At 68.3% G+C, this 14,013-nt stretch carries 13 protein-coding genes and 2 pseudogenes; 4 read left to right on the top strand and 11 right to left on the bottom strand.

Going from position 1 to position 14,013, the window contains the following annotated elements:
* Together VFG33_RS04330 and VFG33_RS04325 are read right to left on the bottom strand one after the other, a co-directional pair.
* Positions 1-299: LLM class flavin-dependent oxidoreductase (locus tag VFG33_RS04330; RefSeq protein WP_325022603.1), on the bottom strand; the 299-nt coding region annotated here is incomplete at its 3' end.
* A 43-nt stretch (positions 300-342) separates the two neighbouring features.
* Positions 343-906: a TetR/AcrR family transcriptional regulator gene (locus tag VFG33_RS04325; protein WP_325022601.1), complete on the bottom strand. Its 564-nt coding sequence runs from the start codon at positions 904-906 to the stop codon at positions 343-345.
* Between the two features lie 61 nt (positions 907-967).
* On the opposite strand from VFG33_RS04325, the gene VFG33_RS04320 reads away from it, so the two are divergent.
* On the top strand, positions 968-2,011 hold the full coding sequence (locus VFG33_RS04320; RefSeq protein WP_325022599.1) for a glycosyltransferase family 2 protein: 1,044 nt from the start codon (positions 968-970) through the stop codon (positions 2,009-2,011).
* Positions 1,995-3,200 (top strand): hypothetical protein, encoded by a 1,206-nt coding sequence (locus tag VFG33_RS04315; RefSeq protein ID WP_325022605.1) that lies wholly within the window; start codon positions 1,995-1,997, stop codon positions 3,198-3,200. The genes VFG33_RS04320 and VFG33_RS04315 overlap by 17 nt, the downstream gene beginning before the upstream one ends.
* Here the strand turns inward: VFG33_RS04315 and VFG33_RS04310 are convergent.
* Positions 3,181-3,759 (bottom strand): TIGR03086 family metal-binding protein, encoded by a 579-nt coding sequence (locus VFG33_RS04310; RefSeq protein ID WP_325022597.1) that lies wholly within the window; start codon positions 3,757-3,759, stop codon positions 3,181-3,183. The genes VFG33_RS04315 and VFG33_RS04310 overlap by 20 nt on opposite strands.
* 116 nt (positions 3,760-3,875) lie before the next feature.
* On the opposite strand from VFG33_RS04310, the gene VFG33_RS04305 reads away from it, so the two are divergent.
* Complete coding sequence (locus VFG33_RS04305) at positions 3,876-4,856, top strand: aldo/keto reductase (RefSeq protein WP_325022596.1); 981 nt, start codon at positions 3,876-3,878, stop codon at positions 4,854-4,856.
* A gap of 62 nt (positions 4,857-4,918) precedes the next feature.
* Complete coding sequence (locus VFG33_RS04300) at positions 4,919-5,260, top strand: YciI family protein (protein WP_325022594.1); 342 nt, start codon at positions 4,919-4,921, stop codon at positions 5,258-5,260.
* A gap of 332 nt (positions 5,261-5,592) precedes the next feature.
* Here the strand turns inward: VFG33_RS04300 and VFG33_RS04295 are convergent, their stop codons facing one another.
* The 8 genes and pseudogenes from VFG33_RS04295 to VFG33_RS04260 form a co-directional block, all read right to left on the bottom strand.
* Positions 5,593-6,033 carry a DoxX family protein gene (locus VFG33_RS04295; protein ID WP_325022592.1) on the bottom strand — a complete coding sequence of 147 codons (441 nt, stop codon included), beginning with the start codon at positions 6,031-6,033 and terminating at the stop codon, positions 5,593-5,595.
* A gap of 114 nt (positions 6,034-6,147) precedes the next feature.
* Positions 6,148-7,299: a VWA domain-containing protein gene (locus VFG33_RS04290; RefSeq protein ID WP_414672921.1), complete on the bottom strand. Its 1,152-nt coding sequence runs from the start codon at positions 7,297-7,299 to the stop codon at positions 6,148-6,150.
* A 2-nt stretch (positions 7,300-7,301) separates the two neighbouring features.
* On the bottom strand, positions 7,302-9,491 hold the full coding sequence (locus VFG33_RS04285; RefSeq protein ID WP_325022588.1) for a DUF5682 family protein: 2,190 nt from the start codon (positions 9,489-9,491) through the stop codon (positions 7,302-7,304).
* Positions 9,488-10,576 (bottom strand): ATP-binding protein, encoded by a 1,089-nt coding sequence (locus tag VFG33_RS04280; RefSeq protein WP_325022586.1) that lies wholly within the window; start codon positions 10,574-10,576, stop codon positions 9,488-9,490. Before VFG33_RS04280 ends, VFG33_RS04285 begins: the two co-directional genes overlap by 4 nt.
* Positions 10,573-11,946 (bottom strand): DUF5691 domain-containing protein, encoded by a 1,374-nt coding sequence (locus VFG33_RS04275; RefSeq protein ID WP_325022584.1) that lies wholly within the window; start codon positions 11,944-11,946, stop codon positions 10,573-10,575. The genes VFG33_RS04280 and VFG33_RS04275 overlap by 4 nt, the downstream gene beginning before the upstream one ends.
* Positions 11,947-12,022: 76 nt before the next feature.
* Positions 12,023-13,039 (bottom strand): SWIM zinc finger family protein, encoded by a 1,017-nt coding sequence (locus VFG33_RS04270; RefSeq protein WP_325022607.1) that lies wholly within the window; start codon positions 13,037-13,039, stop codon positions 12,023-12,025.
* A gap of 45 nt (positions 13,040-13,084) precedes the next feature.
* Positions 13,085-13,168 (bottom strand): annotated as a pseudogene (locus tag VFG33_RS04265) (SWIM zinc finger family protein); the annotation flags it as partial.
* Between the two features lie 530 nt (positions 13,169-13,698).
* Positions 13,699-14,013, bottom strand: a pseudogene (locus tag VFG33_RS04260) (hypothetical protein); the annotation flags it as partial.

Here is a 14,013-nt window from a genome sequence, read left to right as displayed (position 1 = left end):
ACCTCGGCCGCCTGCTTCGCGACCAGCGAGGTCTGCCGTTGCGGCAGTACCAGCACCCCGGTCACAAGCTCCAGTTGAGTGATCGCCGCCAGGTATCCGAAGAGCACGAAAACCTCATGGAACAAGGACTTCTCGGTGTATCCGGTCCACCCCGGACGATGCTCCGGGCTCGCCCCAAGCACATGGTCAAAAGCGAGTACATGCGTGTAGCCGGCCTCCTCGACAGCCTCCGCCCAGGCTCGGATCACCGCAGGGTCGGCGCCGATCTCCAACTGCGGAAACACGGCACCGATCTTCACGCGGAAACTCCCTCGAGCCTCATCCGCAAACTCTTTCGCTCTTTCATGCAGCAACTCCCTCGAGCAGGTGGATTAGCCCTTGGACAGCCAGTTCGAACGGTTCGGCCGAATCCGCGGCCCGGGCCAGCACATAACCGCCCTGCAGTACTGCGGCGATGGTGGCCGCTGTCTGCCCCGCATCCAGCGAGCCGGGGTACTCCCCACGCTGCTTGCCCTCGGCAATGATCTCGGCGAGCCGGGCGCGGATCCAGCCGAAGGTCTCGTCGATCGGCGCCCGCAACCGCGGATCCGCCATCACGTCGGGATCGGTGGTGAGCCGGCCCATCCGGCAGCCCTTCAACACGTCCCGATCGCGCTCCAGATACCCACTGATCCGCTCGGTCGCGGTGCCGTCGCCACTGAACTGCTCCTCAGCCGCAGCTTGCAACTCGGCCGCGGACCGCTCGATAGCCGCCTTGGCAAGCTCGGCCTTACCACTGAAATGGTGATACATGCTGCCCTGTCCGGCGTCCGCGGCGACCTGGATCGCCTTCGGGCTGGTGCCGACGTAACCGCGCTCCCAGAGCAGATCCTGGGTACTCCGGATCAACCGTTCCACTGTCTCCACGGACCAACTGTACTCACAGGTACAGACACCGATCACTCCGCAGGCGATAGTCTCGGACGCCATGAGTACCAGCGTGGCCATCGCGGTCATCACCTTCCGGCGACCTGAGCTGCTCGCGGGGCTGCTGGGCAGCCTGCAGGCCCAGGAACTCCCCGCGGACGGCGACTACGCAGTACGGATCGTGGTCGTGGACAACGACGCCGAGGGCTCTGCCGCCGAGGTGATCGCCGCCGCGGCCGGACCGTATCCGATCGAGTCCGCGATCGAGCCAGAGCCGGGGATCCCGTTCGCGCGGGAGAAGTCGGTGCAGCTGGCCTGGAACGACGACGCGCTGATCTTCGTGGACGACGACGAGGTGGCGCCGGCCGGCTGGCTGGCGACGTTGCTCGGCGCCTGGGAGACCAGCAAGGCGGATGTGGTCACCGGACCCGTTCAGGGGATCCTGCCGCCGGACGCGCCGGCGTGGAACCGCTACAGCGATGTCCATTCCTCGCTCGGCAAGCACGCGACGGGCGACGTACTGAACAAGGCCTACACGAACAACACGCTCGTGGCCCAGCGGGTCTATCACGCGGTCACGCCGGCGTTCCATCCCGCCTTCCGCTACACAGGATCGAGCGATCTGCACTTCTTCCTGCGCGTCCACCAGGCCGGGTTCCGGATCGTCTGGTGCGAGGAGGCGCCGATCCAGGAGGACGTGCCGGCTTCGCGCACCACGCTGCGCTGGCTGGTCCGGCGCGCGTTCCGGTCCGGCAGCGGGGACAGCATCAGCCGGGTACTGATCCGGCCGGGGGTGGCGAGCACGCTGAAGGCGCTGGCCTATGCTCTGGCGCGGATCGCCTCGGCCTTCGGGTACGGACTGGGCGGTCTGGTGCTCGTTCGGAAGACCTATCTGCTGAAGGCCGTCCGCCGGTTCTTCTCGGGCATCGGCAGCCTCGCGGGCATAGTAGGGATCAACCATGACGAGTACCGGGAACGGCACCGACCTGACGGTGGCGACGCTGTGCCAGGCGATCTGGCAGGTGGAGCGGGAGCTGGATCTGCTGAACTGGCGGATCCAGGGAGCGCACCCCTGGCCGATCATCCGGATGCGCGTCTTCCATGAGCTGAGTCAGCGCGGCGGGATCCACGGCAACCCCCACCCGGTACGCCGGACGCGGTCCGACAAGGCCCGGCTGGTCGGCAAGCATGTCGCCGGTGTGGTCGGCAAGAACCCGTTCCTCGCGCACGGCCAGTTCGACGCGCTGGTGGTTCCGCATCCGCGCAAGCCCGGCGGGGTCGAGATCTATACCGACCGGCTGCGGGCCGAGCTGGGATCGTCGGCGCTGGTGCTCGATTCGGGCATCAACGGCACGCCGCTCGCGGGCAGCCGCAACCTCGACTTCTTCACCTCCGCCGCCGGCGCCGTGCGCAGCCGTGCGGTGGATGCCCGCTGCGGAACCATCGAGAACGCGCTGGAGGCGCTGACCGGGGTCAAGGTCCCGATCGGCGCCCTCGTCGCTCGCGAACTGCCCAAGCACGTCCGCCTCCGCGCGATCTACCGCGCCTTGCTGCGACGCCACAAGATCAAGACCGTGTACGCCGTGGTCGCGTACTTCCACCAACACGTCGTCGGCGCCGCGCGGGATCTCGGCCTTCGCGTGGTGGAACTGCAGCACGGGGCGATCAGTCCGTACCACCTGGGCTACAGCTACCCGGGGAGCCCGTCCGTGCCGGATCAACCGGACGAGCTGTGGTGCTTCGGCTCGTACTGGCCCGACGTCGTCGAACTCCCGGCGGGTATGCAGACCAAGATCATGGGGGCGCCGTTCATCCGCCCGCTGACCGCCTCGGAGATTGCGGCCAAGAAGCCTGAGCGGGTGGTGTTCCTGTCGCAGGGCACGATCGGTACTTCGCTGTTCAAGTTCGCCACCGCGTTGGCGGAGGCGCGGCCGGAGCTGGAGCTCATCTATCGGCTGCACCCGAGTGAGCACTTGGACGACTACCGTGCTCCGGCTGGGCTGCAGGTGTCGGCGGGGACTGACACTCTGGAGTTGCTGGCCTCGGCGACTTATCAGGTCGGCGTGTCCACGACTGCTTTGTTCGAGGGCATGACACTGGGCTGCCGGACGACAGTGGCGGAACTGCCCGGGCATGAGTATCTGCTGCCCGCGATCGAGCGTGGCGACGCAATACTGGCACCGACTGCGGACGAGCTGATCATCGGGCTTCCGACTGCACCGTTGTGCCAGGACAGTACTGCCTACTACGCGCCGGACAACTTAAGCGCAGTGCTCAAGGATTCCGCCCGATGAAGCCCAGCAACCGGTCCTGAAGAGGCGCGTCCTCCGGTACTTCGACCTCGGCGCCGTACACCTCGATGCCGGGCCCGAACGCGTCCGGTGTGCGGTACTTCGTCATCACATCGGCCGGGATCGCCGTCGTACTGGTCCAGAGGCGCTCGACATCGGCGGGATCCATCGTCTCGTTCTGGCCGGTCGCCCGGGCCAGGTCCCAGCCGTGCAGGACCAGGTCGTCACTGACCACCTGGTCGATCTGCGCCTCGACGGTCATCCGGCCGGCCGGCGTATCGCAGTCCTGCTCGGCCGCCTCGGGATCGTCGAGCACTGCCTCGACCGCGGCCCTCGCCGCCCGGAACGCGCCCAGAGGATCCTCGGCCACCGGTACGGCGGTGAGCCGTCGGTTGACCGGCATCAACATGTACCCGTGCATCGCGACGATGTGGTCCACCACATCCCGTGCCGACCACTTCTCACACGGCGACTGGTTCCCCCACTGGTCGGCCTTCACCGCCGCAACCTTCGCCTCGAACGCATCCGCCCGCCGCCGATACCGCTCCGCGATCTCACCCATCTCAGCCCCCATCCCACGTCAGCGCACCTCTCCGACTGAGTATGCCCCCGGCAACCGGGACCGGAGCGATCCCCTGCACAGCGAAACTGTCGGCGGGCGTGCCTACGCTCGCGGGCATGGAGAGTGCGGAGCTGGGGCGGACCGGGTTGACTGTGAGTCGGTTGGGCCTCGGGCTTGCCTCTCTCGGCGGCATGTTCGCCGCTGTCCCGCAGACGCAGGCGGTCGCCACCATCGACCGGGCTTGGGAGCTCGGCATCCGGCTCTTCGACACCGCTCCCGTCTACGGCTACGGGCTCTCGGAGCAACGGGCGGGCCTCGCACTGCGGGGGCGGCCCCGCGACGAGTTCGTGCTCTGTACCAAGGTCGGCCGGCTGATCGAGCCCGGCGGTGCCGACTTGCAACCCATCTGGGCCGAACCACCGCCAGGCGTCGGCCCGCGGCTCGACTACTCCTACGCCGCGGTGATCCGGTCTTTCGAGGAGAGCCTCGCGCGGATGGGGATCGACCGGATCGACATCCTCCACATCCACGATCCCGATCTGGACTTCGCCGCCGCCTCCAGTTCGGCGCTCCGGGCCCTTGCCGAGCTCCGCGGCCGCGGCACCATCCGCGCGCTCTCCCTGGGCGTGAACCACGCGGACTTCGCCGCCCGATTCCTCCGTGAGACCGGCGTCTCGGGCGTCGACTGCATCCTGCTCGCCGGGCGCTACACGTTGCTCGACCAGTCCGGCGCCGACGAACTCCTCCCGCTCTGCCACAACCTCGGCGTCGCGGTCCTCGCCGCCGGCGTCTTCCAAGGCGGGGTGCTCGCCGACTCCTCCGCCGGAGCTCCCCACGGCTACGCCGCGATCCCACCCTCGCTCGCCGCGCGCATCGAGTCCCTCCGCAGCCTCAGCCACCAGTACGCCGTACCGCTGCTGGCCGCCGCGGTCCAGTTTCCGCTGCTGCACCCGACAGTTCCCGCGGTCGTCGTCGGAGCCCGCACTCCTGCGGAGATCTCCGAGGTGGCGAGTCTCCTCGACCACCCCATCCCGCCCGACTTCTGGCAGGCGCTGGAACGCGAAGGCCTGATTTCCTCACAGAAATCGCACGCCTGATGCGGGTGAGGTGGCTCGCCGGTCCAGTACGGTCGGAGGGTCTCTGAGAGAAAGGCTGGCGGATGCGGTACATGCTGCTGCACAAGACGAACGCGAACCTCGAGGCAGGGCAGCCGCCGGATCCCGAGATGCTGGCCCGCGCGGACAAGGTCCTCGAGGAGATGCGGCAGGCAGGTGTACTGCTCACCGCGGAAGGGCTGATGCCGAGCGCCCGCGGCGCCCGGATCGCGTTCCCCGAGGGCAAACCGCGCGTCATCGACGGCCCCTTCACCGAAACGAAGGAACTGGTCGCCGGCGTCTCGATCATCCGAGTCGACTCCAAACAGGAAGCCGTCGACTGGGCCCTCCGCTTCGCCGACGCCGACCCCGGCACCGAAATAGACATCTTCGAAATCGCCGGCTGACCCGGGAAAACCCGTGGAGCCGCCGCTGCGCCGGCGACATACTCCAAGCTATGTACTCCGACGAGGACGCGGCAGCGCTCTGGATCGGGCCAGCAGACACCCGCAGCGACGGGTGTCGATGAGATCGAATGGGTCGGTCGTCGGCGCCTCTGAGGCCCGCAGGCGCACCGCTGGTCCCAGGCCGAACACACCGGCGTAGAAGTCAGCGGCGGCCGCGGCGTCGGACACCTCGAGAGTTAGATGGTCGATGAACGCCGTCACAGTTCCTTCCTGGTTGTCTTTGATCACTGAACTGACGTGCACCAGATCGTGAATGTGACCGCGGGGACCCGTCAGGCTCCGCGCACGCTCCCTCGAGGGGCCTTCTGCCACGGCCGAAGTAACTCTCGCCAGTCGGACGGCCAGTTCACCAGGGCGAAGAAGACCATCACCATCAAGTTGATGGGCGCCGCGACGCGTTCGTAGGGTTCTTCGCCGTTCGCGATGATGTGCGTGGTTGTCGCGCCGGTCAGGACCAGGATCAGAACAGCTGCGCCGACGAACTTGGCCCGGGTGCGCGGGATGACCAGCAACACGGCGCAAACCCCCTCGAGGGCGCCGACCACGAACCGGAACCACGCCGGGTAGCCCCATTCGACGAACTTCACGGAGTAGGCCGGGCCGAAGAAGGTCGGGCCAGGCCAGAACTTGGTGACGAACCCCATGAAGAACGTCAAGGCCACATACCAGTAGAGCGCAGTGAGTAGCCGTCTCGGCCACACGTGGGTGGACATGATTGTCTTCCTCCATTTGAGTCTTCCAGGGATGAACCGCGAGTTGCTCGCGTTCACCCACCTGACGGGAGTCGGAGGAGAAACGTGACCGATGAACGAGAACCGAAGGGGGAGTCAGTCGGTGAGGTTGGTGGCGGCCCAGGTGGCTAGGTCGTCGCGGCGGATCGCGGCTGCCAGTAGGTCGGGGAAGAGGTCCGGGGTGCAGGCGAAGGTCGGTACTCCGAGGTCGGCCAGGGCCGCGGCGTTGTCCGCGTCGTACGACGGCGTGCCGGAATCGGCCAGCGCCAGCAACGCCACCAACTGAACCCCTGACTCCACCAAAGAACGGGCCCGACGCAACAACTCCTCCCGTACTCCGCCTTCGTAGAGGTCGCTGATCAACACCATCACGGTCTCGTTCGGCCGCGTCACCAGGGTTTCGCAGTACGCGAGCGCCCGGTTGATGTCGGTCCCACCACCAAGTTGCGTGCCGAAGAGCACGTCCACCGGATCGTCCAGCTGATCCGTCAGGTCCACGACGGCAGTGTCGAACACGACCAGGCTCGTCCGCAGCGTTCGCATAGACCCCAGTACAGCGCCGAAAAGACTCGCGTAGACAACCGATTCCGCCATCGAACCCGACTGGTCGATCGCCAACACCACATCACGTTGCACGCTGTGATTGCGTCGCGCATAGCCGACCAGGCGATCCGGGACGATCGTCCCCAGAGCAGGCGAGAAGTGCTTCAGGTTGATCCGGATCGTGCGGTCCCAGTCGATGTCCGAGTGTCGCGGCCGCCCGGTCCGCCCGGCGCGATCCAGCGCACCCGTGACCGCGGCCCGGGTCCGTTCCGCCAGCCGCTTCTCCAGCTCGGCGACAACCCGGCCGACCACCTCACGGGCGGTCTGCTTGGTCTCCTCCGGCATCACCTCGTTCAGCGCCAGCAGGATGCTGACCAGGTGGACGTCGGGTTCGACAGCGTTGAGGAGTTCCGGTTCCATCAGCATCCGGGTGATCCCGAGCCGCTCGACCGCGTCCCGCTGCATCACCTGGACAACACTGCTCGGGAAGTAGCTCCGGATGTCCCCGAGCCACCTGGCGACCCTGGGTGCCGAGGAGCCGAGTCCCGCGGAGCGTTTCGAACCAGATTCGCCCCGCTCAGCGTCGTACAAGGCTGCCAGGGCTGCGTCGACGGATCTGTCGGCGGTTGAGAGCGCAGTACCGGTCTCTGGGTCGGCCTCGCTGCCGAGGACCATCCGCCAGCGGCGCAGGCGTTCGTCGTCCACGGTCACACCCCCAGCAATCGCGCCACGACAGGAAGCACCGAGGCACCCAGTTCGGCGTCCAGGTCGTTGTCGTCAGCAACAACTGGTCCGGCCGGATCACCCAGCGCACGAGCCCGCTCGCCGATCGAGCGGCGCTCCGGGGAGGCGAAGGTCCCGAACGTCCGCCGGAGCAGCGGCAGCGCCTCGAGAAATGCCTCGGCCGGGATCGCCGAGAGCCACGAATCCACCAACGCGAGCAGGCGTTCGTCATGCACGAGCAGCAACCCACCGCCGGCCAGGAAGCCCTCCACATACCCGGCCGCATCCGCAGTGGGCGTCCCCGGAGACAACGCACGCCCCAGCCGCAAGGCGACCTCGCCGGTCTCGAGCCGGGAGGTGTCGAGCATCAGCCGGGTTAGCCGCCCGGCGATCAGCGGCGGCACCGACGACCGGTCGCTCAGGCTCTCCAAAGTGGTCAACCATTCCGTACGAACTCCCACGTCGAGCAGTGTGGTCGCGTCCTGCACGCCGTCGATGAGCTCCAGCACCGAAGCCGCCGCGTCGGGATCCAACCCGTGCACCGTGCGGCCGAGCCCGGCGCAGACTCGCGACACCATGCGGCTCGCGACCGCACCGAGCCCCGCGGTATCGCTGCCTCGCACGTCGCCGTAGCGAGCCGATCGCGCCAGCGCAGGGAGGGCCGCCATCAGATGCCCAACGTCAGCGTCCTTCGCCGCCCGCGTGTCCACCCCGGCCAGCAGGGCAGGCAAAGCATCAGCCAGATCGGCAAGCAGCGAGCGCTCCAGCGCAGAGGTCACCTCAGCCAATGTCGACGAATCCGCAGCCGCGGAAAGCATCACAGAGGTCGCGGCCCCGAGCACCGTCGTACCGTGGGCGCCTGCGGCGACCAGGTCCACCTCGAGACCCGGGTCCCACGCCAGCGTCCAGGTCTCGCGGAACGTCCCCTGGTTCTGCCGCTCGTTCGTGGTCGGCACTCCCCAGTCGATCCCGAGGATGCGCAGCCGGTGCAGCAACCGCGACTTCCCCAGGTCGTTCGGCTTGCGCAGGTCGAGCTCCACCACGCGTTCGACGGCGTCCCGCTTCAACCGCAAACTGCGAGCCTGAGCCGCCAGATCAGCCGCCACTGGTGCTTGCGGAGTCTCGCCCGGTACTGCGCCGAGCAACTCCCCGACGACCGCTTCCCGCGTCACAAGATCAAGCAGTACGTCGTTTCCGCCGCACATCACCGCCCGCGTGGCTTCGGTGACCTCACTCAATCCCGCGAGCGGCCGCTCCCGCAGGGCAGCAAGGGTATCCGCCAGCCGAACCGCCTCGATCACGTGAGCACTCGACACCGGCAGATCCTCGGCGCGTAGTACCTGGGCAACCTTCGAGAGCCAGCGCGTGGTGATCTGGTCGGGCGCGGTGAACAGGTGGTGATACCAGCCGGGCGAGGTGACGCCGGCGCCGTACCCGCTGGCGCTTGCCAGCCGCCCGTGCGTCCAGGGCACCCAGGTGCAGGCGACCTTGCGCTTCGCAAGCCCTTTGAGTAAACGCTGATCGTGTGTTGCTGGAGGCAACGGTGCCGTCAACGCCGGCACGTGCCAGGCCCCACAGACCACGGCGATGCGCTCGAAGCCTTCCCGCAGAGCCTTCCGCAAGACTGTCCGCATGTAGGCCTCGCGTTGCGCCTCGCGACCGGTCGCCTCCTCGTCCCGGCGCAGCTCCCCCATCGCCTCGGCGATCACCGTGAACGGCTCGGCGCCGTCCCGCCGGTGCTCGATCACGTCGTCCCACCAGCGCTCCGGATCGTCGTACCCACCAGCCGCCGCCAGCGTTGCCAACGGATCCGCCGACAGCCCCTGGCGCCCATCCGCGCGGGAGCCGAACTGGTACGCCGCCGGCAGATCACAGAACCTCACCGGTACTCCGGACCCCAGCGCGTACGTGATCGCCTGCCATTCCGGGCTGAACACCGCGAACGGCCAGAACGCGGCCCGGGTCGAATCGTCCACTGCATAGGCAAGCAACGCCACCGGCGGCACCATCTCCGACGGCGCCATCTCCGAGGGGGCGGCGAGCTCGACCACCTTGTCCGCCTCGGGCGGTCCCTCGATCAGCACGATGTCCGGCTCGAGCGATGCGAGGGCAGTCGCCAGCGCCCGGGCCGAACCCGGACCGTGGTGCCTGATCCCGAAGAGGTGAACCGTCATCCGGTGATGTCCCGGCAGGCCCGGTAGAAGTCGGACCAGCCTTCCCGTTCACGAACCACCGTCTCCAAGTACTCCGACCAGACCACCCGGTCGGCCGAAGGGTCCTTGACGACTGCGCCCAGGATGCCGCCGGCCACGTCGTACGAGCGCAGTACGCCGTCCCCGAAGTGCGCCGCAAGGGCGAGTCCGCCGGTCACCACGCTGATCGCCTCGGCCGTGGAGAGCGTTCCGGAAGGGGACTTCACCGCGGTCCGGCCGTCCTCGGTCCGCCCGGAGCGCAACTCCCGGAACACCGTGACGACCCGTCGGATCTCGTCCAACGCGTTGTCCTGCTGCGGCAACTCCAGCGACGACCCGAGCTGCGCAACCCGCCGCGAGACGATCTGCACCTCTTCATCAGCGTTGTCCGGCAGTGGCAGAACGACCGTGTTGAAGCGTCGCCGCAAGGCGCTGGACAGTTCGTTCACGCCCTTGTCGCGATCGTTGGCGGTGGCAATGACGTTGAATCCCTTGCGGGCTTGAACTTCCGTGCCGAGCTCGGGGATCGGCAGCGACTTTTCCGACAGGATCGTGATCAGCGCGTCCTGGACGTCGGACGGCATCCGGGTCAGCTCCTCTATCCGGGCGATCTTCGCGTCCGCCATCGCGCGATGCACCGGGCTCGGCACCAACGCCGCCTCACTGGGGCCCTGAGCAATCAGTTGCGCGTAGTTCCAGCCGTACCGGATCGCCTCCTCCGCCGTACCTGCAGTCCCCTGCACCAGCAACGTCGAATCCCCGCTGATTGCCGCCGCGAGATGCTCACTGACCCAGGTCTTCGCAGTTCCCGGTACGCCGAGCAACAGCAGAGCGCGATCCGTGGCGAGCGTGGCGACTGCGACCTCCACCAGCCGGCGCGGTCCGACGTACTTCGGCGTGATCTCAACGTCACCGGCCTGACCACCAAGGAGATACGTCACCACCGCGGCCGGGGACATCCGCCAGGCCGGCGGCCGCGGCCGGTCGTCGGTGGCGATCAGCGCCGCCAACTCCCCGGCGTACTCCACCTCGGCATGCGGCCGCAGCACTTCTGTGGTCACGGTCATGACAGCTCCTCGTACATCTCACGACGGAAGATCAAGGTCTCGACAAGACGCGACCGCCAGGTGTCTTCCTCACCGGTCGGCTCACGGGTGATCGGATGATTCAGTACTGCGAAGGGCACCGCGCGGGCCGCGATGCTCGCCAGTCTCGCCCAACTGCGAGCCGTCCCGCCTTTCGCCAACTGGTCGAGCACCAGGACCGCCAGCGGCGCCGGCCAGGGAACGGGGAGTCCGCCGACCAGATCGGCGAGATCGATTCGGCTCCGCAGCGACTCGGTCGCCGCTGCCCATTCCTCTTCGGGCAGAACACGAACCAGCTCGGCAATCCGGTTCTCCGTCGCAGCCTCCGCCTGCAGCAGCGCCCGCGCCCACTCGGCGGACCGCTCGCGCACGGCCGCTTCGGCCCAGGCGACCTGGAGAACCTCCGGCGAACACCCTTCGACCTTGTACTGCAGGTACTCCGGTTCGACCGTGGAAAGGGGTGCTCGGGCAACGAGCTGGCGGAACCACCAGGCCCGTTTCCCCAAGCCAGGATGGGGTTCGGGGTCGATCCCGTCGCGCTCCATCGCCTTGGTCACCCGCTGGGGCAGGCTGACCGCGAGCAGCCCTTGCGTCACGGTCAGGTGGGACCACACCCGCGCCGCCATGCGTTCGCCGTACTGCGAACCGGGGAGGCGGGCGAGCAACCCAGCGGCGGCCCGGCGTACCTCCTTGGAGCGGTCGTCGAGCGCACTCTCGAGAAACTCCTCGTCGGCCGGCGACAATCCGATCGACAGCAGCCCGAGGAACTCCACGCGGGCCGCGGCTGGTTCTGACGGCCAGACATCTTTTAGTGCCTCGAGGGCGACCTCGGGTTCGTGCTGTCGGAGCAAGCGGAACCAGCTGCGGCGTTGGATCGAGTTGCCGTGGGTCCACAGCTCCGGATCGTCGCTCACTGCCTCGTGCAGGAAACGCCATTCCGGGTTGAGGTCGGCCAACCAGCTCGCACGACGGCCTGCGGCGGCGACAACCAGCGGCCGGTACTCCGCTCGGCCGCGGGCGTAGTCGGCGAGAGCGGGGAGGTGTTCTGGTGGGATGCCCCAGCCCTTGGAGGCAGCAGTACGGAGCCATTCACCGAGGGCCGCCGTCTGGAAGCCGCTGAGCATCGCCGCCAACCGGCGGATCGCGACAGGCCTTGGCAATGGGCGGCCCTGCCCTTCGGCGGCCGGCAGTGGTTCCAGCTCTTGGAGAGGCTGGCGGCCCGCGCGCTTGTAGAGGGTCGCCAGCGCGGCGGCGTCGAGCAGACCACCTTCGCCCAACTGCTCCTGGATCGCCGGAGGCAGCTCCTCAAAGTGCGGCGGCCGCCGCTCAGTCCCCAGCAACGCCGAACTCACCAACCCATCCCACCCCCTCACGACACCACCCCCGCCCGGTCGCGGCCCACGGCACCCATCCCCACCCGGTCGCCGCTCATGACAACACCACCGGGCGGTCGCCGTCCCAGCAGGTCATTGGTTTGAAGCCGGCACGGTTCCACTCGCCTGCGACCGTCACCGGATCTCCTGCCGAAACCGCGAGCAGCTTCCATGGATCTATCCCCGGCAACAACTCCAGCCCACCCGTCGCATCCACCAGCGCCCACCCATCGCCGTTGACGGCAGGGCGCACGTCCGCCAGGACCAACGGCCACCGCTCGTTCCAGGGATCCGCCGCCAGGGATTCGACGTACGCCGCCAGCGCCTGCTTCGGCGTCAGGCCGCTCGGGCGGGGTGCTGCAGTTCGTGGTGCCGTCTGGGTCAGGAGCGCTCGCATCGGCAACGCGCCCGGGTAATAGGACAGCACGCCCGGCACGTACTCCCCCGGTCGCGCCGGCAACGGATCCAGCTGCCGCCCGGCGGGTGCGAAGTTGAGGATCAACCCGAGCCGTCCCGTGGAAGCACCGCGCAACCACAGCCGCCGTACGGTCAAGCGGTCGTCGGGCTCGATCACCCTGCCGAGTACGAGCCAGTCGTCCTCGACCTTCTCCCCTTCAGCGAGGACTCGAGCGGTTTCGACGGTCCAGCCGATGCGGGACTGCACCGTGTCGGCCAAGGAGGGCGGGAGCTCCGCGAGCCGGTCGTGTGCGGAGACTGTCAGGTGGATGAGCGACAGCTCCTCCAGGAGTTCGCCAGGCCAGCCGTGGCCTCGCCCGACCACGGCAGCCGCGCGGCGTACGGCCCCTGCGACACCCGGCGCCTGCGCGTCCACCATGCGCGCGGCGAGGCGGCTCAGCTCGGAGTACCCACGCTGATCGAAGCCGCTGAGGCCCCGACGTACCTGATCGTCCAGCCAACTCTGCAACTCGGCCATGCCTGCCGAAACGCGATCTGCCCGCCGGGCGGCACGCTGCTGAGCCGCCAACGGATCAGCAACCTCCCCGGGCTTCTTCTCAGCCCGCTCAGCCGACCGCTCGGCCCTCGACGAACGCTCTGCCAGCCAAGACGTCACCCACTCAGGCTCGTCATCCGCAGGCAGCCCACCAGCAGACCAGAGCAGCATCAGCCCCAGCGCGTGCTTGCACGGAAACTTCCGACTAGGACAGGAACACCGAAAGGCAGGACCCGCCAGCTCGACCATGGTCTGATACGGCTGCTTGCCGCTCCCCTGACAAAGCCCCCACAACGCACGCTCAGAGCAACCCGCGGCAGACCACTTCCCCACCCGAGCCTGCCCCTGCCCAGCCTTGGCTGCAGCAGCATCAGGCGCCAACCCCAGCACCTGCTCCACATCCCAAGCCACACCCGAGAGCATCTCACCACCCCCCGACACCCCCTACCCCCGATCCCAAGCCCACTCCTCCGTCGCCGCTCCCACCCGCGGCGCGGCTCCCTACGGTCGCAGCTTTGTCGTACCTGGCCGCTTCGTCGTACCTGGCCGCGACGCCCTGGCCCGCGACGCGCTCCATGTTGTGCTCGCCGACCCGCATCGACAACCCGACCCGGCACTCGTCCACACCTTGGCCCCGCCGGGACACCTCAGACCCGCCAGGCGCAGACCCGCCGTTGGGGTGCGATCGCCGGGCGATCACCCCACGGGTCGAGGACCACTGCAGTTGCCGGGGTGATGATGTGGCCGGTGGGCGGGCCATCTCCGGTGGTGTTGCCGGCCTAGCCGGTTGCGGGCAGGTCGCCCCACGGGTCGAAGGCCGCCGCATCCACGGGAGTCGCGTCGCCGATCGATGTGGTGTCACCGGCCGAACCGGCCGCAGGCAGATCGCCCCACGGGTCGACGATCGCCGCGTCTGCCGGGGTGATGGACCCGGTGGATGCGGTGCCGCCGGTGGGTGTGGCGTCACCGGTCGATCCGGCCGCGGGCAGGTCGCCCCAGGGGTCGAAGACCGCCGTGTTGGGTGCGGTGGTGGGCGCGGGGCAGTCTCCGGTGGACCCGGTGGGTGCGGGCCTGTCGGGTGGTGGTGGGGCGGG

This window comes from Kribbella sp. (assembly GCF_035687465.1).
GTDB lineage: Bacteria > Actinomycetota > Actinomycetes > Propionibacteriales > Kribbellaceae > Kribbella.
This window is presented reverse-complemented; position numbering and strand designations above follow the sequence as displayed.

What these genes read in the sequence shown, in the direction of transcription:
- VFG33_RS04320 (WP_325022599.1), top strand. Translation starts at nt 968, where the DNA reads ATGAGTACCAGCGTGGCCATCGCGGTCATCACCTTCCGGCGACCTGAG.
- VFG33_RS04315 (WP_325022605.1), top strand. Translation starts at nt 1,995, where the DNA reads ATGCGCGTCTTCCATGAGCTGAGTCAGCGCGGCGGGATCCACGGCAAC.
- VFG33_RS04310 (WP_325022597.1), bottom strand. Translation starts at nt 3,759, where the DNA reads ATGGGTGAGATCGCGGAGCGGTATCGGCGGCGGGCGGATGCGTTCGAG.
- VFG33_RS04305 (WP_325022596.1), top strand. Translation starts at nt 3,876, where the DNA reads ATGGAGAGTGCGGAGCTGGGGCGGACCGGGTTGACTGTGAGTCGGTTG.
- VFG33_RS04300 (WP_325022594.1), top strand. Translation starts at nt 4,919, where the DNA reads ATGCGGTACATGCTGCTGCACAAGACGAACGCGAACCTCGAGGCAGGG.
- VFG33_RS04295 (WP_325022592.1), bottom strand. Translation starts at nt 6,033, where the DNA reads ATGTCCACCCACGTGTGGCCGAGACGGCTACTCACTGCGCTCTACTGG.
- VFG33_RS04285 (WP_325022588.1), bottom strand. Translation starts at nt 9,491, where the DNA reads ATGACGGTTCACCTCTTCGGGATCAGGCACCACGGTCCGGGTTCGGCC.
- VFG33_RS04280 (WP_325022586.1), bottom strand. Translation starts at nt 10,576, where the DNA reads ATGACCGTGACCACAGAAGTGCTGCGGCCGCATGCCGAGGTGGAGTAC.